The organism is Chitinasiproducens palmae (assembly GCF_900095735.1).
In the GTDB taxonomy this organism is placed as follows: domain Bacteria; phylum Pseudomonadota; class Gammaproteobacteria; order Burkholderiales; family Burkholderiaceae; genus Chitinasiproducens; species Chitinasiproducens palmae.
Map to the genome: position 1 here is coordinate 163828 of NZ_FNLO01000013.1, position 20525 is coordinate 184352.

The window sequence follows — 20525 nt, forward strand, 5'->3', positions numbered from 1 at the left end:
TCAGTTCCCCCGCGTCCCGTCCGTGCGTTCGATACGCACGACGTCGCCCTTCTCGCCGCCCAACCGAAGTTCGGCCGCGCCGAACAGCCGATCCACGATGTAGTACGGCGAGCGGAAGCGGTAGTTCACCAGTTGCCCGTCGCCCTGCGCGCCGATCACGAACAGTGGCGGCAGCTCTCCCTGGGCGATGCCGGGCGGGAACTGGATATAGACCTTCTCGCCATCGTCGAAGGCGCGCAGCGGCTTCCACGGCGGATCGCTGCCGCTGACCGCGTAGCGGAAGCGGATCTTCTCCAGCGACAGGCCGATATCGACTGGCGCAGCCGCTTGCGCGGCCCGATCCTGACGCTGCAACGCGAGCATCTGGTCTTTCGGGTACTCCCAGGACACCGACGCCATCCACGCCTTGTCGGTCGAAGTCAGCTCGATCAGGTAGGTGCGCCGACTGGTGGTGATGACCAGATTGGTTTTCAGGTTCGAACGAATAGGCTTGACCAGCACGCTCACGCGCAGATCGTTGCCGGCGCCGCTGGACGTGTCGCCGACGATCCACCGCACGGTGTCGCCGGCAGCGACTGTCACAAGTTCCTCGCCGGCCTGGAGCGAAATCACGGTGACGTGACCCGGTGCCGCATAGACCTGATACAGCGCGCCGTCGGTGAAGGGCCACACCTGGATCGCGTTGACGTAGCCCTCGCGCGTAGGGGCCATGCGCGCCTCGGCATTCGCACGCGAAACGCGCACGCTTTCGTCGGCCGGTTCCGGCGCAGGCCTGGCGTCGTCCGCCTCCGGCAGCGGCTTCATCTGCGCCGGCATCGGCAGCACCTTCGGCACCTCCACCACTTCGACCGGCTTGGGTGGATCGGGCTGCTTCTGTGCCTGCACCGGCTCGTCGAGCGAGATGTGCGGCGGTGGCTTGCCCTGCGAGGCGCAGCCCAGTAGTGACGCTGCGACTGCCACGGTCAGCACGAAAGCGTAGATACGGAAATGCAGGTTCATGGCTTGGCTCCTTCGGACGCATCCAGCTCGCGGCTCCACGACAGGCCGTTGACGTAGATGCCGAGCGGGTTCTTGCGCAGCCGCTGTTCGGTGCGCGGGGTTTGCAGGACGATGGACACCACGGCGTTCCAACGTTCGGTGCCGGTCGGTGCGCCGTTGGCAAAGTGCTGTTCTGTCCAGCGCACGTTGAACGACGCATCGCTGGCGCGCGTGACGCTGGTGATCTGCACCGTCACCGACTCCTTGCCGACGCGAGCGAACGGGTCGTTTTTGCTGGCGTAGTCGTTGAGCACGGCCGCTCCGTGGTCGGTGGTGTAGTCGTAGGCATCGAGCCAGTTCTGCCGCACCACGATCGGGTCGATGGAGAGCGAGCGAACCAGCGTGATGAAGTTCGCCAGGTGGTAGGCAATCTGCGTATCCGGAGGCCGGTACAGCGTGGCGGCTTCGCCGACCGCGCGCACCTGGCCGGTCTTGTCCACCTCCACCACGTAGGGCGTGACGATGGACTGCGCCGAGCGCCAGACCAGACCGCCCACCATCAGCAAAGCGAGCGCTAGACAGCCGAAGGCCATCAGTCGCCAGTTCTTCGCCTGCACGCGGGCCGAGCCGATGCGCTCGTCCCACACCTGCGCGGCAGCTTGATACGGCGTGGCAGGCTGCGGCGTGTCGGCGTAGCGCACCTGCGGTCGCTTGAATCGCATGACGGGTTCTCCTCCAGGGGCGTTCATTCGTCGGGTTGGCCCAGGCTCGGGCCTTGCGCCGAGCCGCCGCCGTCCCCGCCGTGCAGCGTGTGCGCGGCGGTGGTCGCGGCATGGGTGATCTGCTGGCGGCGGTGCAGGCGCTTGGCCCATGCGGGCTGCGGCTGGTCGGCGGCGGAGTGAGTGGAGTTGGCGACGGATTGTCCGGATGCAGCCGCGCCGGGCGACGTGTCGCCGCTGCCGGATGCATCCGCACTGGTGCCTGCGCTGTCCGAACGAAATGCCGCGACAGCGCGATGCCCGAATGAACGCGCGCCAGCGGCGGCGTTCTGGCCGACAGCCTGCGCGCCTGTCTTGGCGACGTTGCCGAAGCCCGCCATCGCGCCTTTCGCGCCGCCACGGGCGGCAGCGGAACCAGCCTGGAATGCCGAGCCGGCACTGCTGGCCGTGGACGCGGCCATGCGCGCGCCCTTGCCGAGTGCGCTGGCGGCGGCCGGCGCCATGCGCGCCCCGGCCGCTATGGCGCCGCCGACGCCGGTGGCCGCCGCTCCGATGGCAACTGCGGTGCCCGCCGCGCCCACGGCGGCGCCGGCCATTGCGCCCGCGCCGAGCTGCGGCGCGCCGGCTACCAAACCCGTGGCAATGCGCGGCCCATAAATACCGAGCGCGAGCAAGGCGAGCGAGGCCAGCATCACGACCAGCGCATAGTCGATGGACGGCGCGCTGGGCGTCGCCGGGAATTGCGCAAACAAGCCCATGCCGATGCCGACGATGACAGCCAGTACCAGTACCTTGATGCCCGCCGACACCACGTTGCCGAGTACTTTTTCGGCGAGGAACGCGGTTTTGTTCCAGAGCGCGAACGGCACCAGCACGAAGCCGGCCAGCGTGGTCAGCTTGAACTCGATCAAGGTGATGAAAAGCTGCACCGCCAACACGAAGAAACAGATGATGACGGTCAACCACGCGAGGAACATCACGACGATGGGCGTGATGTTGATGAACACCTCGGGAAAGCCCGCCATGGCGCTGATCTGGTCGAGGATCGGCGTGCCGGCATCGATGCCGGTCTTGGCGAGGCGTCCCGGTTGCAGGAATGTTTCCATGCTCACGGCCGCGCCGCTGGCCGTCAGGCCCAGTCGGGCGAACGAGCGGAATACGATACTCGCCAGCCAGTTGAAGTTGCCGATGATGTAGGCGAAGACCCCGGCGTAGAGCACCTTGCGGATCAGCTTCGCCATCACGTCTTCGCCCTGGCCGGTGGCATGGCCGAGCGACCAGTAAAGACCCGCCAGCGTGATGTCGATGGCCCCCAGCGTTGCGCTCAGGAATCCAACCTCGGGGCGCAGCAGACCAAAGCCCGAGTCGATGTAGGCGGAAAAGACGTTGAGGAAATGGTCGATGATCGAAACATCGTTCATGACCGTTGCTCCGTCGGTTCGCCCGCCGTTGGTTTCGGCCCGTCGACGCTGGCCGGAATCGGAGTTAGATCGACGAGCGTCTGGTACTCGCCGGGGCCGACGCGCCCGGAGATGAAACGCCGCAGGCTGGCCTGTTCGATCTGCGCGCAGAACGAAGCATCGCGCTGGCCGTGCAGCGCGTGCGACCGCGCGGCGTCGGCGGCCAGCGTATCGACCAACAGCGCCTGTGGCCGGTCGCAACCAGCCAGCAAGCACGCGATGGCGAACAGCAGGGAAATGCCGTTCATGGCCGTCAATTCCCGTAGAAGCTCACTGTTTCCGGCGTGTACGGCGTGCCGGTGCCGAGGAACCGCTGCGTGATGACGCGGCCCTGTTCGACGGCGGCGGCTCGCCTCGCCAGTTCGAGCGCCGACGCCCGGCCCTGCGTAAGCTGGAGCTGCTGCGCCTGGATCGACTGCTTGGCCCGCAACGCGAGAAGCTGGTTGGTCGCCTGCTGCGCTTGCAGTGCGCCGGTTGCGGACTGACTCTGGCTCACGAGGTCTGTCAGCATGCGCTGATCAGTGATCACGTTCTGCGATACCTGCGCCTGCATCTGCATCGCGGTCTGCAAGCCAGTGAGCGTGTTCTGCCAACGCTGGTGCGCGTCCTGGACCATCTGGTTGCCGCTCACGGTCGCAGCGTACTGCTGCGGGTACAACTGCGCGAACTGCTGATTCATGTTCTGCACCTGGAACGCCAGTCCCTGCGCCTGCGTGATGAGCTGCTGCGTAGTCGCCAGATTCGATTGCAGGCGGCTGACCACGTTGAACGGTAGGCTCGCCAGGTTGCGCCCCTGATTGACGAGCATCTGCGCTTCGTTCTGGAGCTGGTTGATCTGGTTTTCGATCATCTGCATCGTGCGAACCGCGGTCAGCGTGTTCTGCATGAGATTGGTCGCGTCGATGACGGCCCATTGCGCGTGCGCCGCCGGCATCACCCCGACGAACGCCGCGACAGCAAGGGCAAGAAGACGGGTCTTCATGGCGCAAGCTCCTGGAGTTGTGAAGCGAGGAAGGACGCGGCGGATGGCGCCGGCTTGGGAAACTCGGGCAACAGGTCGGCCGCCCAATCGAGGCCTCGATATCGCAGCCACGCACCGGCGAAACCCGGTACTCCGGCGTTGGTCAGCACGCGGTCAATGTCGCGCTGGTCTTGCGGGGTGGATGCGCCCGCGATCGCGAGCGCGACCGGCCCCAGGTCGAGGTCGAACAGGCGATTGCCGGCGCGGGACTGGTAGTAGTAGTCGCGCTTCGGCTGCGCGGTGGCGACGATCTCGATTTGCCGGCTGTTGAGTCCGAAGCCCTCGTAGATCGTGCGAATCTGTGGCTCGGTCGCCTGCGGGTTCGGCAGGAAGATGCGGCTCGCGCAGCTATCGATGATCGCCGGCGCAATGGTCGAATCCTTGATGTCCGCGAGCGACTGCGTGGCAAAGATCACGCTGACGTTCTTCTTGCGCAGCGTCTTGAGCCATTGCCGAATGCGCGCGGCGAACACCGGGTCATCGAGGAACAGCCAGGATTCGTCGAGGACCAGCAGCGTCGGTGCGCCATCGAATCGCTCGTCGAGGCGCGCGAACAAATAACCGAGCACGGCCAACACGGCGGCCTTGCTGTGCATCAGCTCCTCCATCTCGAAGCACTGCACGTCGGCCATACCGAGCCGGTCGTGCTCGGCATCGAGCAGCTTGCCGTGCGCGCCGCCGAGCACGTAAGGCGCAAGCGCCTGCCGCAGCGCGTTCGACTGCAGCAGTACCGACAGGCCCGTGAGCGTGCGTTGTTCGAGCGGCGCACCGGCGAGACTGCCGAGGGCCGACCAGATGGCGGCTTTCTCGTCGGGGCCAACCGCGGCCCCTTCGTGCGTCAGGCGGCCTCCGACCCATTCGGCGGCCCAGGTGCGATAGCCCTCCCGATCGATGCGCGCGAGCGGCTGGAACGCGATCGCACCATCGGCGCCAAGGTCGTAGTGCTCGCCGCCCAGGCCCAGCACCGTCGCCCGCATCGAGCGGCCCATGTCGAAGACAAAAATGCGCGAGCCGGGATAGCGGCGGAACTGCATCGCCAGCGTGGCGAGCAGCACGGATTTACCCATGCCGGTCGGACCGGCAATCAGCGTGTGGCCCACGTCGCCGACGTGCGTGACGAGGCGAAATGGCGTCGCACCTTCGGTGCGGGTGACGACCAAGGGAGGGCCGTCGAGGTGCGCGTTCTTCTCCGGCCCCGCCCACACCGCCGACACCGGCATCAGGTGCGCGAGATCCAGCGTCGAGACGATGGGCTGGCGAACATTCGCATACGCATTGCCCGGCACCGACGACAGCCACGCCTCCACCGAATTGAGGGTTTCGGGAATCGTCACGAAGCCCCGCCCCTGAATCACGCGCTCGACCTGACGCAGCTTCTCGTCGGCCGTGTCGGCGTCGTCGTCGAGCACGGTCACGGTCGCCGTGACGAAACCGAAAGCGACCTGATCGCTGCCGAGTTCCTGCATCGCGGCGTCCGCATCGGCCGACTTGTTGCTGGCGTCGGTATCGACCAGCGGGCTTTCCTGCTGGAAGATGGTTTCGCGCAGCAGCGCGAGGACGTTCTTGCGCTTGGCGAACCACTGCCGGCGCAGCCGCCCGAGTTCCTTCTCGGCCTCGGCTTTGTCCAGACACAGAAAGCGCGTGCTCCAACGGTACGCGAAACCAAGCCGGTTGAGGTCGTCCAGAATCCCCGGCCAGGTCGAGGTCGGAAAGCCGCGCACGGTGACGACGCGCAGATGCGCATCGCCGAGCATGGGCGCGAGACCACCGAGCAGCGGCATGTCGGCCAGCAGCGCGTCGAGATGGAACGGCACCTCCGGTACGCCTACGCGGTAGCGCCGCGTCGAGACGGTTGCGTGCAGGTACGTCAGCGTTTCGGCATCGTCAAGCCATTCGATGTCCGGCATCACGCCATCGAGCAAATCGAAGACACGCGCGGTTTCCGCGACAAACGCGATCAGGCGCTCGCGCCAGTCCACGCCGGTAGCCGGCGTGTTCTCGTAGAGCAACTTGGCTGCGCGCGCACGGGACTCCTCCGGCGGCAGGTATTGCAGCGTGAGGTGATAGCCGCTCTCGAAGTGGTTGCCCGATTCCTCGAAGGTCGCGCGGCGCTCCTCGTCCACCAGCCACGACAACGCCTCGGGAAAATCCGAGTGCGGATAGTCGGCCGCCGTCCGTCGTTCAGCTTCGACATACAGCGCCCAGCCGGCACCGAGCCGGCGCAGCGCGTTGTTCAGGCGCGCGGTCGTGGCAATCAGTTCGCCTTGCGTCGCACTATCGAGGTCGGGGCCACGAAAGCGCACCGTGCGCTGGAACGAACCGTCCTTGTTGAGTACGACGCCGGGCGCGACGAGGCCCGCCCACGGCAGCCAGTCGGCGAGCAAGGCCGGACGATGACGGTATTCGGCGAGGTTCAGCATCGCGGCGTCTCCCGTTACACGTCCAGCAGCGGCTTGTGCCGGAGATGCCGCGCAAACACCTGCATGAACTGCGCATCCGCGCGCGCGCCCCATACGGCCAGCGAATGGCCGACGATCCAGAGCGCGATGCCAGGAATCCACAGTTGCAGGCCCAGCCCGACCGCACCGGACAGCGTGCCGTTGGCAATCGCCACGGTGCGCGGCGCGCCGCCCATCAGCATCGGCTCAGTCAGCGAGCGATGCAGCGGCACCTCGAAGCCTGGAAGATCGTTGGCCGTGCTCATACGACGGCCCCGCCGGAAAATGAGAAAAACGATAGAAAGAAACTGGACGCCGCAAACGCGATGGACAGGCCGAACACGATCTGGATCAGCTTGCGAAAGCCGCCCGACGTATCTCCAAACGCCAGCGCGAGGCCGGTCGAGATGATGATCAGCACCGCGACGATCTTGGCGACCGGCCCCTGGACAGAATCCAGTATCGATTGCAGCGGCGTTTCCCACGGCATTGACGAACCCGCGGCCCTCGCCGTGCGGACCGTGAGCAGCATCACCGCTGAAAGCGCCAAATCCCGGCGCGCCACACCTGTCCAAAGACGAAAAGCAGCGAGGCGCCGAACGGGGTGATCGGAAATGCGAAACGGATGCGTGTGTACCGACGTCATGGCAGTTCTCCAGCGAGGTCAGCGGATGGGAAAGACAGCGGCAATTCGGGATGCGGCAGCAATTCCAGCGCGTCCGCGAGGCGATAGCCTGAGGCGTCGAAACCGACGACGCGGGCGATGCGCTCGATGCGGCGCTTGCGACCGCGGCCGGCGATGTAGATGACGACGTTGACGGCCTCGGCGACGAGCGCGCGCGGCGGATTCACCGCGACTTCGAGAATCAGTTGTTCAAGGCGCAGCAGCGCACCCACGGCCGAGCCAGCGTGGATCGTCGCGATGCCGCCGGGGTGGCCCGTGCCCCATACCTTGATGAGATCCAGCGCTTCGCCGCCGCGCACCTCGCCGACGATCACGCGGTCGGGGCGCAGGCGCATCGTGGCGCGCACCAGCTCGGTCATCGACACGACGCCTGCGCGCGTGCGCAGCGGGACGTGATCGCGTGCCGCGCATTGCAGCTCTACCGTGTCTTCGAGCACCAGCACGCGGTCGCCGGTGGCGGCGATTTCCGCGAGCAAAGCATTGGCGAGCGTCGTCTTGCCCGTGCTGGTGCCGCCCGCGATCAGGATGTTCCGCCGCTCTCGCACGGCGTCGCGCAGAAACGCTGCCTGTTCGGCGGTCATCATCCCATCGGTGATGTAGCGTGCCAGGTGAATGACGCCGGCCGCCCGCTTGCGCAGCGCGAATGCTGGCGCGGGCGAGGCCGGTGGCAAGATGCCCTCGAATCGCTCACCTGTCTCCGGCAGTTCGGCGCTCAGTAACGGCTGGCCTCGATGCACCTCGGCGCCAACGTGGGCAGCAACCAGTCGGATGATGCGTTCCCCGTCTTCTTCCGGCAGCTCCGCGCCCATCGGCGCCCGCCCCGACGACAGGCGATCGACCCACAACGTGCGGTCCGGGTTGAGCATGATTTCAATCACGTCAGGGTCTTCGAGCGCAGTAGCGATCAACGGACCCATCGCCGTACGCAACATGCGGACGCGCCGATCGCGTGCCGTGGTGTCGAAGGACTGTGCGCCTGTGGAGACGATCGCACTCATCTGGCTTGCTCCCGTGCTTCGGCGAGCGCCGCGGCGTCGTCGAGTCGTGCCGGGTCCGGCTGTGAATCCTCCACCACATCGCGCACGAAGCTGCGACCGCGCATCAAATGACGACCGAGCTGCTCAACGAACTGCTCGAAGCGCGCCTTGCCAAGCGCGCGAGCCGCTTCCTGGTGCGCCTGGGGAACTGGCGTGCTGACCGTGAGGAAATAGCGAACGAACAGTGCCAGTGCCTCGATCTCGATGTTCTGGTCGCGCTCCAGTCGCTCGAACTGACGCGTCAGCCGGTCGAGGCGCTTGGCGATCGCGGCCTCGCGCTGGTCGCCTGCGTCCGGCGACAGCCACGACGCCAATGCCGCCGCGACGATGGACGACTTCGACACGCCCTTCTTGGTCGCCAACTCGTCGAGGCGCCTGGCGTGTTCGGGCGAGATGAACAGGTTGAGGCGGTACCGACTCATAGCTCGATCCCATCTTGTTCGTCGAGGGACGCCTGCCGAACCGTGCGCTGCATCGCCGGATCGAACTGACGGGGAAGCAGCAACGACAAGTCGTCGTCATCGAGCAACGCCAAGTCATTGGCGGCCGGCTGCTGTTCGGGGTCGTACTCGGCGCCTTCGGATAGATCCGGTTGTCGGCTTGGACCGCCTTTGTCCACGGCGCCAGCGTCGTTGCCAGCGGTGCCGGACCCGGTCGGTGCTGCCGCCACAGTGGCAATCGCGAGGCCATTCCAGCCGTCTGGACGCGATGGCGGCGCGTCGGCATAGCGATCGCCGGCGAGCGACGGCGGCGGTAACACGCGGCGCTTGAAGTTGGCGTCGGTGTAGTAGCGCAGCTTCTTCGCGCGAATCGGCGCGACGCCGGACACCATCACCACGGCGTCGTCGGCCGGAAGCTGCATCACTTCGCCCGGCGTCAACAGTGGGCGCGCGGTTTCCTGGCGGGATACCATCAGGTGCCCGAGCCATGGCGCGAGCCGGTGGCCGGCGTAGTTGCGCTGCGCGCGCGACTCGGTCGCGGTGCCGAGCGTTTCGGAAATGCGCTTGGCCGTGCGTTCGTCGTTGGTGGCGAACGTCACGCGCACATGGCAATTGTCGAGAATGGAATGGTTCTGGCCGTAGGCTTTGTCGATCTGGTTGAGCGACTGTGCGATGAGAAAGCTACGGATGCCGTAGCCGGCCATGAATGCCAGCGCCGTCTCGAAGAAGTCCAGCCGGCCCAGCGCGGGGAACTCGTCGAGCATCAGCAGCAGCTTGTGGCGGCGTGCAATGCCGTCGCTGCCGTCGAGCGATTCGGTCAGCCTTCGGCCAATCTGGCTGAGGATCAGGCGCACCAATGGTTTCGTGCGGCTGATGTCGGACGGCGGCACGACGAGATACAGCGATATGGGATGATCCGATGCGATCAGGTCGGCGATTCGCCAGTCGCAACGTGACGTGACCTTGGCCACCGTCGGATCGCGATAAAGACCGAGGAACGACATGGCCGTCGACAGCACGCCGGAGCGTTCGTTGTCACTCTTGTTGAGTACCTCGCGCGCAGCCGATGCGACCACCGGATGAGGTTGGTCGCCTCGATGTTGCGTCGTCATCATCCGGTGCAACGTCAGCTCGAACGGGCACGCCGGGTCGGACAGGAAGTTCGCGACACCGCACAGCGTCTTGTCCTCGCACGCATAGAGCACATGCAGGATCGCGCCGACCAACAGCGCATGCGAGGTCTTCTCCCAGTGATTGCGGCGTTCGAGCGCCCCTTCTGGATCGACCAGGATGTCCGCGACGTTCTGTACATCGCGCACTTCGTGCATACCGCGGCGTACTTCAAGGAGCGGGTTGTAGGCGGCGGAGTTCGGGTCCGTTGGGTTGAACAGCAAGCAATGCGAGAAGCGCGCGCGCCAACCGGCCGTGATCTGCCAGTTCTCGCCTTTTATGTCGTGGATGACGGCGGAGGCCGGCCAGCTCAGCAGCGTGGGCACGACCAGGCCGACACCCTTGCCGGAACGCGTCGGTGCGAAAGCAAGCACGTGTTCCGGCCCGTCATGCCGAAGATATCGTCCGTGCCACAGCCCGAGAAAAACGCCTGCCGCCGTGATCAGACCGGACTGACGCAGATCGGCGAGCGTCGCCCAACGTGCCGAGCCGTAGGTCGTGACGCACTTCGATTGCCGCGAGCGCCATACCGAAAGTAAAGCCGCACTGAGCGCTGCGACCAGCCCGCCCAACGCCGCGATCGCACCGCCAGTATCGAAGACGTGCGGCGCATACGCGCCATAGGCAAACCACCATTCGAAGAGCCGCCACGGAACATACACAGGTGCATCGAGGACGACGAACCACGGCGCGCCCAGCCTCGCCTGATAGCCAAGCGCCGCTGCGGTCCATTGCGTGGCAAACCAGATGCCACCTCCGGCAACGCCGAACGCGGTGCCAAGTTGCCCGACTGATATTCCCTGCATTTGCATTCCGGCCTCCCGCTCCGATGGCACAGTCGTGTGCCACAGGTGCGAGAATCTGCCGCATGCGCAGACCGGTCAAAGGCCGTCGCAGCCAGAAAAGTGACCGATCGGGACAAAGTTCGCGGCGCAGCAGCCGCGAGCGCAGCCAGGCGGATTAGCGCGTCGACAGGCGAAACCGGATGGACGTTCCCGCTCGCCTCGGTCAAGCTATGACGCAAACGCTTGCAGCACGAAGGGTCGCAAGCCCTCGTAGCGTGGTACCACCGCCGCCTGACATCTCGGCCGCACAGTGCTAGCCGCGCGATGGATGTCGACAGCGACGAGCAAGCACATGCTGCTCGAAGCGAGCGACCGCTTCGGACGCGTCCTCTCGCCGACGGACCAACCACGTGGTGATCGTTCGCGGCGTGCAGTTCACGGGCCGCGACACGACGCCTTCGCAACGGTATGTTTTGGCGCAACACGCGTTCATCAGGCTGACCGCGTGACCGGAGGCGACCAACGCAATCAACAGTTCGAAGGTCTTGGCATGCTGAAGCTGCAACGCATCGGCAGCCGCGGTGCGTAGCTCAGCCTCCAGTGAGTTCATTGTCACAGGGGGTAATTGCCCATCGCCGAGCACGATCGGGAGGTGCGCCAGGTCCTCAATGCCGACCCGACGCCGCATCGACAGCGCATGACCGATCCGCATCACGACATGGATGCCTTCGACCCACGCAGGCCGCACGAGCAATGCCTCGCATGGCTGGACCACTTGGCTTAGGCCGACGTCGAAGTCGCCGTCGACTAGGCGCCCCGGCAGGTCCTCCGGCAACACCTCGACGAACAGGAGCTTGATTTGCGGCGCTTCCTGACTGCAAGCAGCCATCAGCGCTGCGAGTCGTGCGGCGGGTACGCTGCCCGCCAAGCCCACGCGCAGCTCTCCCTCACGCCCGGTGACAGCCGCCCTCACCGCGTCCCGGGCTTGGTCGATGGCACGAAATACACGCGGAACAGCGGCAACAAGTCGTTCGCCGGCCAGCGTCAATTCGGTGCGACGCGTCGTGCGTACGAACAGCTTCGCGCCAAGTTCTTCCTCCAGCTCCCGAATCGTGCGGGACAGCGGCGATTGGTCGACACACAAGCGCATCGCCGCGCGCCCAAAGTGCAGTTCCTCGGCGACCGCGATGAAACAGCGCAGTTGTCGAAGCGTGAGATGCCTGCCGAGGAAGCTAGCCTCGCTCAATGAACCGCATTGCGCACTCTGCAGCGGGCATCTCATACAGCCACCCCATTGAATGGGGCATTGACCGTCCCAATGGCCGGATCAGTTCCTCTTCGTCTTCTTCCTGGCGGACTCCACCCGAAGGGAGATCGCCTCAATGCGCTGCAAACGGCCGCGCCGCACGTTGATTTCCCCCAATACCGCCACCCGCCTTTCGACATCCAATTCATGCGCGCATTGTTCTCCAATAGATCCTCGCGCGAAGATCGGGATATGCAGGCAGTCGGTGCGTTTCTCTGTGTCAAAGCGCAATGCCAATACGAATTCGCATGCCTTCTCTCCGGCGATTATTCCTCGATCGCGAATGCGCACCACCGTTCCAGTCAAGATGCATTTGTTTACATCCATTTCGCCTCCGTAGGCTATTGACCGAAGCAGCAGCCATAAACAGGACGTCGCCCGCGCCTGCTTGCAAGCGTATTAAACTTGGTTTCCCTGAGCCGCCGTGTCGGTCTGGGCAAGGACTTACCTCACCCCGCAACGCATTGTGTTAATGCGTTCGCCTTGCATTGATGCATGGGCCCGGCCAATCACCGCGATCGCGCCGGGCGCTGTTGAACTACGCCGCTTCGGCTTTAGGCTGTCCCAGCATCGCGTTCTCGAAGCGGGATCGATCGAGACAGCTGTCGGACAGATACTTCTCAGCCAAACGCTCGGTGACGTTCAGCAAGGTGAAGACATCGGCGATGTGCGAAAAACCGGGCATCCCTTTGCGCACCGCGCGCAGCAGTGCCGATATTTCTTCGAAGCCAATGCGCGCGTTGTCACAAGCGCACATCGCGTCGTCCACGATGCAATCGGTGTCGTTTTGGGCCAGGTCGGCCAAGTGCGCGGTCATGAGTTTCTCCTGAGCTTATTAAGCGCCGCGAACGAAATCGGTTCACCGTTGCGGCGCCGGGAATGGAAAGGCTTTGCGTCGGCGCGGGATGGCACCGACCGCCTCGCTGTCATGGCGAACGTGATCGGCGCAGCAACAGCGAGGCGCTCAGGGAGAAGGCAATCGGGGGATCGGGAAAACAGCGGAGGGGAACCATGCGGATGACACTCCCATGTGACGGTGTGTAACGCCGCATCCCCGCTTCCAAACGGGGTGGCGGCACCGAACGAGGTTGGAAGACCGGCACATAGGAACCGGCAGGGCCGAAGCCCTCCTCGCCCGGGCCGCCATAGAAGGAGCACCAAGCTTCACGCATCCGCTGTGTCACAGCAGTTGCGCACCCATGTACCAGAGGCTTCCAAACCCCTACCGCCAGTGTCTAGGCGGCATCCTCACAGTAGATGGCACGCGCACCCGCAGTCAACGGCCATTAGTTGCAGATTACGACCATTGAGGTCCGCCGACCGGGAATGAGAAGAATCGTACCGCATTTCGAGCGCTTGGCTCCCACGACACATGGCATCTCTGCCGACCCAGAGCCGTAGCGACCACTCTCCGAGCTGCCACATCGGTTTTCCTAACGCGGCAACTTCATTCAGCTTAGCGAAGCAATCGATTCAACGATCGAGTGGGTGCCGCTTTCGACCTCGATAGATCGGACACCGGACGGCAGGGGAGACGCGGGTACGGGGGCCGTGTCGGTCGTGCTGGCGTCCAGCGGAGACGGTACAGGCTCCGCCGCTTCAGCGCAGAAGACAAGCGATGACACGAGGCCGGCAACCTCACTCCTGAACACGGCGTGCGAAAGGGCGCGCTCGATGTTCAGCCGATCGATATGCCCCGCATCCTTCCAATTTCCCATGAGACCGCACCGCCGCGCACTGTCGCAGCCACTTGCTGGCCCAGCCGCCGTTCAACGACCGGCCTCCACGGCACCAGTGAAAAACCCAGACCGTCTTCGAGCATGACATGGCGGCCGCTGACTAGCATCACGGAGCGCCGATAGACACCGGCTACGCGCTGTCCGTCAGGCACCGGACGATGCACCAAGCCAGTCTCAGACGCCAAGCGCTCGCCTGCCTGGATCAACTCGCGCTCCCGCAGCGTCGCCAAGAGATCACGGCAGAAAGCGACGCGTTGCCCTCGGCGCTCGGCGAGTCCCTGCTCGACGAGGAAACTGGCGCGCTCGCGTAGCGCGTCCTTCACCGCCGCGCCGAAGCCGACATTGCTGAATTCCAGACTTCTCATGAGCAGTTGGCGGTCCAGCCAGGTCGCGCCGACGGCGTTGACCTGCCATTCGATCGACAAATGCGATTTCAGTTCCACCGACACCCCGCCGCCAAGGCGATGCGCGTCATACCGACGGCCCTGCTGGGCCAGGTCGCCGGGGACGCGCCAGACGCCTTCCGCCTCGCGCGCCACGATGCCGGCACGGCGCAGGGCTTCGAGCCGACGCACATGCGCCGCGACCACCTCGCGCGGGTCGCGGTCGGACCGGGCCTGTCCTTGGGCGACGGCCAGGTGATGATCGGTGCGGTATACGCCGCCGACGGCCAGCGCGACGATGTTGCGGTCGGCGGCACGCAGGTCCGTTGCGCTTTTCACCGCCACCACGGCCCCGGTCGGATAGCGGTTAAGGTCGGCATGCAACGGCAACGCAACGTAATGCGCGTTGCCGTCGGTGCCGTCCACGATCAGATAGCCCTTGTCGTAAAGCTCGTCGGCCAGTCCCTTGCCGACGACGCGGCCGGTGACGGCGCGGGCATCTACGCCGGGCTGGAACACGGCCAGCTCGCGCTGCTGGCCACTCATCGCGCGTTGCATGGTGCGGATGATGTCGCCACGCTCGCCCATCGCCCGCAAGGTCGGCTCCGCGTCGGCATCAATGGCCCACGCGCCCCGCCGCAGCTCGGTCGCCAGCCCCATATGCTGCAGACGTCGCAGTCGGCTGATCAGCACCTGCCGCTGGCGTTGCAGCCAGGGTGCGCTGAAGCGTTCAACACGCACCAGACCGTCGTCGCCGGCCTCGCGCTGTAAGGTGCGATCCAGGCCGGTCCACCGCGTCTGATCGACTTCGCGCAGCATGGCACGCCGGATCTCCCGTTCAGAGCGTGGCCCCAGCCACTCGGTCGCCAGTTGCGACGCTCGCTGGCGCATTCCCTCGTCGATGTAGTCGCGGGAAACGACGAGGTCTTTGCCGGTGTCGTCCTTGCCGCGCAGGACGACATGCGTGTGCGGCTTATCGGTATTCCAGTGATCGACCGCGACCCACTCGAGCCGCGTGCCCAGGTCGGTCTCCATGCGCGCCATCAAGTGCCTAGTGTAGGTGCGTAGGTCGTCGAGCTGTTCGGCATCCTCCGGCGAGACGATGAACCGGAACTGATGCCGATCCGCGCGCCCGCGTTCCTCGAATGCCCTTGTGTCCGCCTCGTCAGTCGTCGGCCCGTAAGCCTGCCCTGTCCCACCCTGGCGGTCGACGCCCTCGCGTTCGATGTAGCGCAGGTGCGCAGCAGTGGAGCGCGGCCCTGCCTTTGCAAGATTGACCAGCCTCGCCTTGATCGTGACGCGCCGGGCGTTTGCCCCAAGTCCACGCGCAGCAAAGCGAGCAGCGACGTGGCCGCGCCCTAACCGGGAACCAGGTCGCTGGCCGACCTTGCCAGCCGCGTTGCCGAGCTTGGCGCCGGCCTTGTTGGTCTGGTGCAGCACCTTATTGATGAAGGCGTCGCCACGCTGCTTCGGCGCACCAGGCCGAACGCGGAATCGGTCGTCGTTACGGTTGCTCATGGCGCGGTTCCATCCAAGACCGTCGCAGTCCAGCGGACGAAGCACGCGGTTTCGCCAACGCCGATGCGGCGTTGCACACCTTCGCGGCACGCTACCGCCCCCTGGCGCGTGCCGCGCCACCCCCATGTGCAGACAACGTTTCCAAGCGGCCACGTGCCGCGACCTTTTATCTTGCCTTCCGCCTTTGCCCCTCGCTGTCGCTCCGGGCGTCGGCGGCCCGGCGGCGCTGCGCTGCTTGCAGTCAACCCGCCAGCGAACGCGCCAATGGCCGCAGGCCGGGCGCGTTCGACGCAAGATGCCTGCACACTGGACGGCTGCGCCCGATGTTGCGCGAGGCGCGGCGCGAATGCGCTCGCGCTGCACGCGCGACGACACGACAGCAGCCACTGGAACGACACGTCCGATGGCACAATGAGAAGCACGACAACGTGCAGCGAATCGGCGGCCGTCATGGGCGTGTCTCCAACCAGAGCGGATGCGCGACGCCGATCACGATGGATGCGCTGACCGGGCCGAAATACCGGCTGTCGAACGATGCCGGATTGGTCACGCTCAACAGGAACAGCTCGCCCGGTTCGAGGCGGCGGCAAAGCTGCAAGGATGGCAGTGGCCGGCCCAGCCGGTCGGCAGGCAGCGCGGCGGCCGCAGGGACGCCGTCGATGCGTACCTGCCCGGCGACGATGCAAACGTGTTGCGGCGCGACCGCACCCACACGTTTGAGCAGCGGAACGTGCGTCGGCAGGTAGCCGCGCTGCGCAGCGAGCGTGGCGGCCGTGGCCGAAAGCGGCACCAGCACGATGCTGTCCACGGACAACGGACGTGGCAGCGAGGCAGTGTGCGAGGCGAACGGTTCGATGCGATACCAGCCGACCGGAACACTGTCGGACGGGTTGTAGGTCAGGCGCGGCAGCGGCGACACGAAAGTCGCCCAGGCCAGCGCAGCGAGGCCGACGGCGGCGAAGCCTGCCAGCACGATGCGAACGCGCAGGTGCGAGCGAGGATGCGGCGCGACTTCGTGCGTGCATAGGGTGTTGGATTGGAACGTCATGGCAGCGCCCTTCCAGCCAGCCAGGCGGCATGCCGCTCGGCGGTGTATTCGGGCAGCGCCAGACGGTTGCCCAGCGTGCGCCAGTACGCGGGCGACACGTCGATGGCGGTGATGCCCTGCGCGTCGATGCCGTCGATGCGTTCCAGCACGGCACGCACCGCGTTTTCGCCTTCAGCGTGCAGCAGCAGGCGTGCGCCGGGCCGCACGCCAGGGATACGCTGCATGTCGTCCAGCGGCGTGGCGGCTTGCATCACCATGAGCTGCCAGCGGATCGTGCCGTAGTCGTTTGCTTCCCAGCGCACGCGGCAGAACATTGCACCCGGCAGGAACACCGCGCAGCGCCGCCAGCGGTCGAGCCGCAGCGTGCGCACCGGTTCGCCGAAACGCAAATACAGCTTGAAGCGCGGTTCGATGTAGGCGAGCGATACGAAGGTCAGCGGCACGTTGCCGGCCTGGCCGGCGAGCGTCGAAAGCGAAGGCGGCGGCGCAGCAGCCGGTGCAGCCGTCGCCGCGTGAGCGGCAGGCAAGGCAGATGCGTTCATGGCAGGTTCTCGGTGCGGTTGTCGGGAAACTCCCGCTCCAGCAGGTCGCGCTGCAGTTCGGCCACGGTGACGCCCTGGCCGAAGGCGGCGATCTTGATGCGCGCGCGCAGCGCGGGCGTCACGTCGAGCGTCAGGCGAGCCGTGTAGAGGTCGCCTTTGTTGAGCGCATCGGCATCGCCCTGGCGAATCCACGCCTCGGCATGCGAATTCGCGGGTGGACGTGCGCCGATGCCGACGCGCTTGCTGCGCGGGCTGCTCATGTCGGCCACCGCAGCAGTTCATCGGCGAGCGCGGCGATCTCGCGTGCGGCGGCGCTGTCGGGCGCCGTCTCGCGGGCGAGCCGGCCAGCGGCCACGCTGTCGGCGAAGACGATGCGCTGGCGCACGTCGCTGCGCAGCGCCGGCAGCGGCTGTTCGGCCAGCGATCGCCGTGCTTCCCTGCCGATGATGGTGGTGCTGACGCGCCGATTGATGACGAAGGCCGCGCGCAGCGCAGGCCGGAACACCTGTGCCTCGCGGATCAGCGCCACCATCTCGGCGCTGGCCCACAGGTCATACGGGCTGGGCTGCACGGGAATCAGCACGCGCTCGGCCGCCAGCAGCGCGGAGCGCGCCAAGGGGGCGATGCGCGGCGGGCCGTCGATGATGACGTGATCGGCGCGGCGGGCCAGCTCCGGCGCTTCCTGATGCAGCGTCTCACGGGCTAGGCCCACGGCGCTGAACAACCGTGGCAAGCCCTGCTGGCTTCTGCGCTGCGTCCAGTCCAGCGAGGAACCTTGCGGGTCGGCATCCAGCAGGATGACGTGCAGGCCGCGCATCGCCAGCTCGCCCGCGATGTGCGTGGCGAGCGTGGTCTTGCCGACACCGCCTTTCTGGTTGAGGAACGCGACGATCATGGCGCGGCCCTCCCTGCTGAAAAGCCGGGCCCGCCGTGCCGTTCTGGAGTTGTCCATCGAAACGGCGCGCTTCTACTAAAAGTTAGAGATCTATAGTTAGATAAGTTAGAGGGGCCGCAAACCCTTGCCGTTACGGGCTTCTCGGCGTTTTCGTACTCCTGATAGCACGAGGGTCGTACTCCCGATAGCACGATACCCGGTACTCCTGATAGCACGAGGCCGTCCACACCCTTTCCCGCAGTTATCCCCGTGCCGTGGACGGCACGGGCCGGAAAGTCAGCAGTTCCAGCCTTTCGCCCGGCATCGGCTCGATGCCCAGGACGTAGCCGGGCAGCGACTGACGTGCCACCAGCACGCGCAGTTCGTAGGCGAAGTCCGAGAAGCGCGCCGCGCTGCCGGACTTGCGGTGCAGGTGCCGGAAGTCGAATTGCCAGCCGTGTTCCTGCCGCCCGCCGTGCTTGCGTACCAGGCGGTACAGCCACCGCTCGATGCCGCCCTTCAAGCGGAAATAGGCCGGGTCGATGGTCAGCACCAGGGCGGCGTCCAGCACGCCGGAATAGAACCAGTCCGGCAGGATCAGCTCGATGCCCAGTGGCGTGCCGCTGGCGTCGGCCAACTCGCGCCATTCGTTCACCCACGAAAAGCGGTGCAGGCGCCGCTCGATGGTTTCGCGGATGGAGGTCGCCACGCTGGTCGATTGCAGCCGGTCGAGCGCGGCTTTCAGGCGCTGGTAATCGTTGAGGGACGTGCCGCGCCCGATGAAGCGCAGGATTTCATAGGGCGTGGCGTGTATCCAGCGCGACGCGCGAATGCCTGCGTCGCGCGCCTCCACGATCTGCGAGGCCGCCCAAATCAAAACGTCGGCATCCCAGATCGTGGCGATGCCGTGCTCGGCCGAGCCTTCCACACGGATGGCGATGTTCCCGCTGCGGAAGTCGATCGGCGCCGTGCGCCGCGACTTCGCCAGCGAGAAGAACGGAAAGGCCATCAAGTCCTGGCTGTCGCGCGGCGCCATGCCGTCGGCCGGCAGCGCGCGGAACAGGTCGAGCTGTTTCCGCTGCTGCGATCGCTGCCCCGACGGTAGCGATGGGCTGGACGTGACGATGGCCACCGGCGAGCCCACAATCAGCGGCCATCACGGTAGTCGCCCGCGTGACGCTCGGCGTATTCCGGATCGGACGTGGTTTCGTAGCTGCGCTGGTCGGCCCAGGCATCGAGGTCGGCCGCCGCGTACATGACGCGGCGGCCGAACTTGCGGAACTTCGGGCCGCCGCCGATCACGCGCTGTTTCTCCAGTGTGCGCGGCGACAGCCGCAGGTATTCGGCGGCTTCGTCGTTGGTCAGGTAGCGTTGGGGCCGCACGGGCGCAGCGACAGCGGCGGCGGCAGGCCGCAAGGGAGCGGGTCGCATGGGATGGTCCTCGATCAAGCCCGGTCACACCACGCGGCCGGATAGAGGCACTTTCAAGAAAGCAAGGCTTCCTGCTCAGGGACGTTTTGCGGGGGATGCAGCGCGTCCCTGTGCAATGGGCGGAAGCTGTGCAAGGCGGCGGTAGCCACCGCGCATCAGCGCATCGCCCCGGCGCACCAGTCGCCGCACGCGGGCGCGCAAGGCGCTGTCGGCGTACCAATCGTCTGCGACTGCATCGGCGCCGAACAGCCCTTCAGCCACGTCGCGCAAGGACGCGCCCGCGAGGGTGCCGTCGAGCGCCTGGAGCGTGTTCAACTCCAGCAACGCAGAGGGTGTCGGCCGCGAGCGCGCCGTTCCGGCTGGCGCTGCATCGCCAGCGGCGGCCAGCTTGTTCAGTTCGGCCGCCAGCGCCTGATAGCGTCCGCAGGATGCGGCGCAGGCGCGAATGGCATAGGCGTAAGCCATGCCGTCGGCCAGGCCGGGAGCGATCACCAGTCGCAGGTAGCAGCCCGGCCAGCGTGTCAGCAGCAACAGGCGCTTGCCGTCGTGGATCAGGCGTTTCTCGCCGGGAATGCGCCAGAACGCGAAGGCCACCGCGCCGGGCGGCGGGTCGGCGTCCGAGTAGAGCTGCACAACGGCATCGTGGTCAGGGAACCAGGCCGGATGTGCATCGCGCGCATCCAGGGCGGGATCTTCCAGCAGGCGCAGGCCCCAGCGCCCGGCGGCCTCTGGCCGGCGGCACCGGCGCAGCCAGTCGCGGCGGTAGTCGGGATGGCGACGCAGGTATTCCCACGCCAGCGCGGGGCCGTCGAGATGCAGCGTGTAGAGATACGCGGCGGTCGGATACCAGTGTTCGGCGCTCGGGTCGGCCATGACGCAACCTCCTGTCGTTCAGCAGGAACGTCGCCACAGATTCCGGCGTGCGGGAGCTATCGAGTCGCCATCAAGTCG

Annotated in this window: 22 protein-coding genes; all 22 read right to left on the reverse strand. The window is 66.1% G+C overall.

Translation table 11 applies throughout. The annotated features are described in order from the left end of the window. Entirely contained in the window at positions 1–999 is a 999-nt protein-coding gene (trbG, locus tag BLU54_RS19435; RefSeq protein ID WP_091912112.1) for a P-type conjugative transfer protein TrbG, read from the reverse strand. Beyond that, positions 996–1700, reverse strand: coding sequence for a conjugal transfer protein TrbF (trbF, locus tag BLU54_RS19440; RefSeq protein WP_091912114.1), 705 nt, complete (start codon positions 1698–1700; stop codon positions 996–998). The genes trbG and trbF overlap by 4 nt, the downstream gene beginning before the upstream one ends. Positions 1701–1723: 23 nt before the next feature. Next, positions 1724–3118: a P-type conjugative transfer protein TrbL gene (gene trbL / locus BLU54_RS19445; protein ID WP_091912117.1), complete on the reverse strand. Its 1395-nt coding sequence runs from the start codon at positions 3116–3118 to the stop codon at positions 1724–1726. Further along, positions 3115–3405, reverse strand: coding sequence for a hypothetical protein (locus BLU54_RS19450; protein WP_091912121.1), 291 nt, complete (start codon positions 3403–3405; stop codon positions 3115–3117). The genes trbL and BLU54_RS19450 overlap by 4 nt, the downstream gene beginning before the upstream one ends. Before the next feature lie 5 nt (positions 3406–3410). After that, positions 3411–4139, reverse strand: coding sequence for a P-type conjugative transfer protein TrbJ (gene trbJ, locus BLU54_RS19455; RefSeq protein WP_091912123.1), 729 nt, complete (start codon positions 4137–4139; stop codon positions 3411–3413). Beyond that, the gene (trbE, locus tag BLU54_RS19460; RefSeq protein WP_091912126.1) at positions 4136–6598 is read right to left on the reverse strand and encodes a conjugal transfer protein TrbE; all 2463 of its coding nucleotides are present in this window, start codon (positions 6596–6598) and stop codon (positions 4136–4138) included. The genes trbJ and trbE overlap by 4 nt, the downstream gene beginning before the upstream one ends. A gap of 14 nt (positions 6599–6612) precedes the next feature. Continuing rightward, positions 6613–6882, reverse strand: a complete 270-nt coding sequence (locus BLU54_RS19465) for a VirB3 family type IV secretion system protein (protein ID WP_091912128.1) — start codon at positions 6880–6882, stop codon at positions 6613–6615. Then, positions 6879–7262, reverse strand: a complete 384-nt coding sequence (locus tag BLU54_RS19470; RefSeq protein WP_091912130.1) for a TrbC/VirB2 family type IV secretion system protein — start codon at positions 7260–7262, stop codon at positions 6879–6881. Before BLU54_RS19470 ends, BLU54_RS19465 begins: the two co-directional genes overlap by 4 nt. Then, a complete protein-coding gene (trbB, locus tag BLU54_RS19475; protein ID WP_091912132.1) occupies positions 7259–8299 on the reverse strand; it encodes a P-type conjugative transfer ATPase TrbB in 1041 nt (346 codons plus the stop codon). The genes BLU54_RS19470 and trbB overlap by 4 nt, the downstream gene beginning before the upstream one ends. Further along, positions 8296–8760 (reverse strand): CopG family transcriptional regulator, encoded by a 465-nt coding sequence (locus BLU54_RS19480; protein ID WP_091912134.1) that lies wholly within the window; start codon positions 8758–8760, stop codon positions 8296–8298. The genes trbB and BLU54_RS19480 overlap by 4 nt, the downstream gene beginning before the upstream one ends. After that, on the reverse strand, positions 8757–10760 hold the full coding sequence (locus BLU54_RS19485) for a conjugal transfer protein TraG (RefSeq protein ID WP_091912136.1): 2004 nt from the start codon (positions 10758–10760) through the stop codon (positions 8757–8759). The genes BLU54_RS19480 and BLU54_RS19485 overlap by 4 nt, the downstream gene beginning before the upstream one ends. A 286-nt stretch (positions 10761–11046) precedes the next feature. Beyond that, the gene (locus tag BLU54_RS19490) at positions 11047–12015 is read right to left on the reverse strand and encodes a LysR family transcriptional regulator (protein WP_091912138.1); all 969 of its coding nucleotides are present in this window, start codon (positions 12013–12015) and stop codon (positions 11047–11049) included. Positions 12016–12060: 45 nt separating this feature from the next. Then, positions 12061–12366 carry a hypothetical protein gene (locus tag BLU54_RS19495; protein ID WP_091912140.1) on the reverse strand — a complete coding sequence of 102 codons (306 nt, stop codon included), beginning with the start codon at positions 12364–12366 and terminating at the stop codon, positions 12061–12063. Positions 12367–12577: 211 nt separating this feature from the next. After that, positions 12578–12844, reverse strand: a complete 267-nt coding sequence (locus BLU54_RS19500) for a hypothetical protein (protein ID WP_139169768.1) — start codon at positions 12842–12844, stop codon at positions 12578–12580. Between the two features lie 873 nt (positions 12845–13717). Then, positions 13718–15679: a relaxase/mobilization nuclease and DUF3363 domain-containing protein gene (locus tag BLU54_RS19505; RefSeq protein ID WP_091912144.1), complete on the reverse strand. Its 1962-nt coding sequence runs from the start codon at positions 15677–15679 to the stop codon at positions 13718–13720. A 448-nt stretch (positions 15680–16127) separates the two neighbouring features. Further along, on the reverse strand, positions 16128–16727 hold the full coding sequence (locus tag BLU54_RS19515; protein WP_091912149.1) for a S26 family signal peptidase: 600 nt from the start codon (positions 16725–16727) through the stop codon (positions 16128–16130). Beyond that, a complete protein-coding gene (locus BLU54_RS19520; protein ID WP_091912151.1) occupies positions 16724–17269 on the reverse strand; it encodes a DUF2840 domain-containing protein in 546 nt (181 codons plus the stop codon). The genes BLU54_RS19515 and BLU54_RS19520 overlap by 4 nt, the downstream gene beginning before the upstream one ends. After that, a complete protein-coding gene (locus tag BLU54_RS19525; RefSeq protein WP_091912153.1) occupies positions 17266–17529 on the reverse strand; it encodes a chromosome partitioning protein ParB in 264 nt (87 codons plus the stop codon). The genes BLU54_RS19520 and BLU54_RS19525 overlap by 4 nt, the downstream gene beginning before the upstream one ends. Beyond that, positions 17526–18164, reverse strand: coding sequence for a ParA family partition ATPase (gene parA, locus BLU54_RS19530; RefSeq protein WP_091912155.1), 639 nt, complete (start codon positions 18162–18164; stop codon positions 17526–17528). The genes BLU54_RS19525 and parA overlap by 4 nt, the downstream gene beginning before the upstream one ends. Before the next feature lie 241 nt (positions 18165–18405). Then, positions 18406–19275: a replication initiator protein A gene (locus tag BLU54_RS19540; protein ID WP_091912205.1), complete on the reverse strand. Its 870-nt coding sequence runs from the start codon at positions 19273–19275 to the stop codon at positions 18406–18408. Positions 19276–19289: 14 nt separating this feature from the next. Continuing rightward, positions 19290–19574, reverse strand: coding sequence for a helix-turn-helix domain-containing protein (locus tag BLU54_RS19545; protein ID WP_091912157.1), 285 nt, complete (start codon positions 19572–19574; stop codon positions 19290–19292). Positions 19575–19649: 75 nt separating this feature from the next. Next, positions 19650–20447: a DUF2285 domain-containing protein gene (locus BLU54_RS19550; protein ID WP_091912159.1), complete on the reverse strand. Its 798-nt coding sequence runs from the start codon at positions 20445–20447 to the stop codon at positions 19650–19652. Positions 20448–20525: the final 78 nt, after the last annotated feature.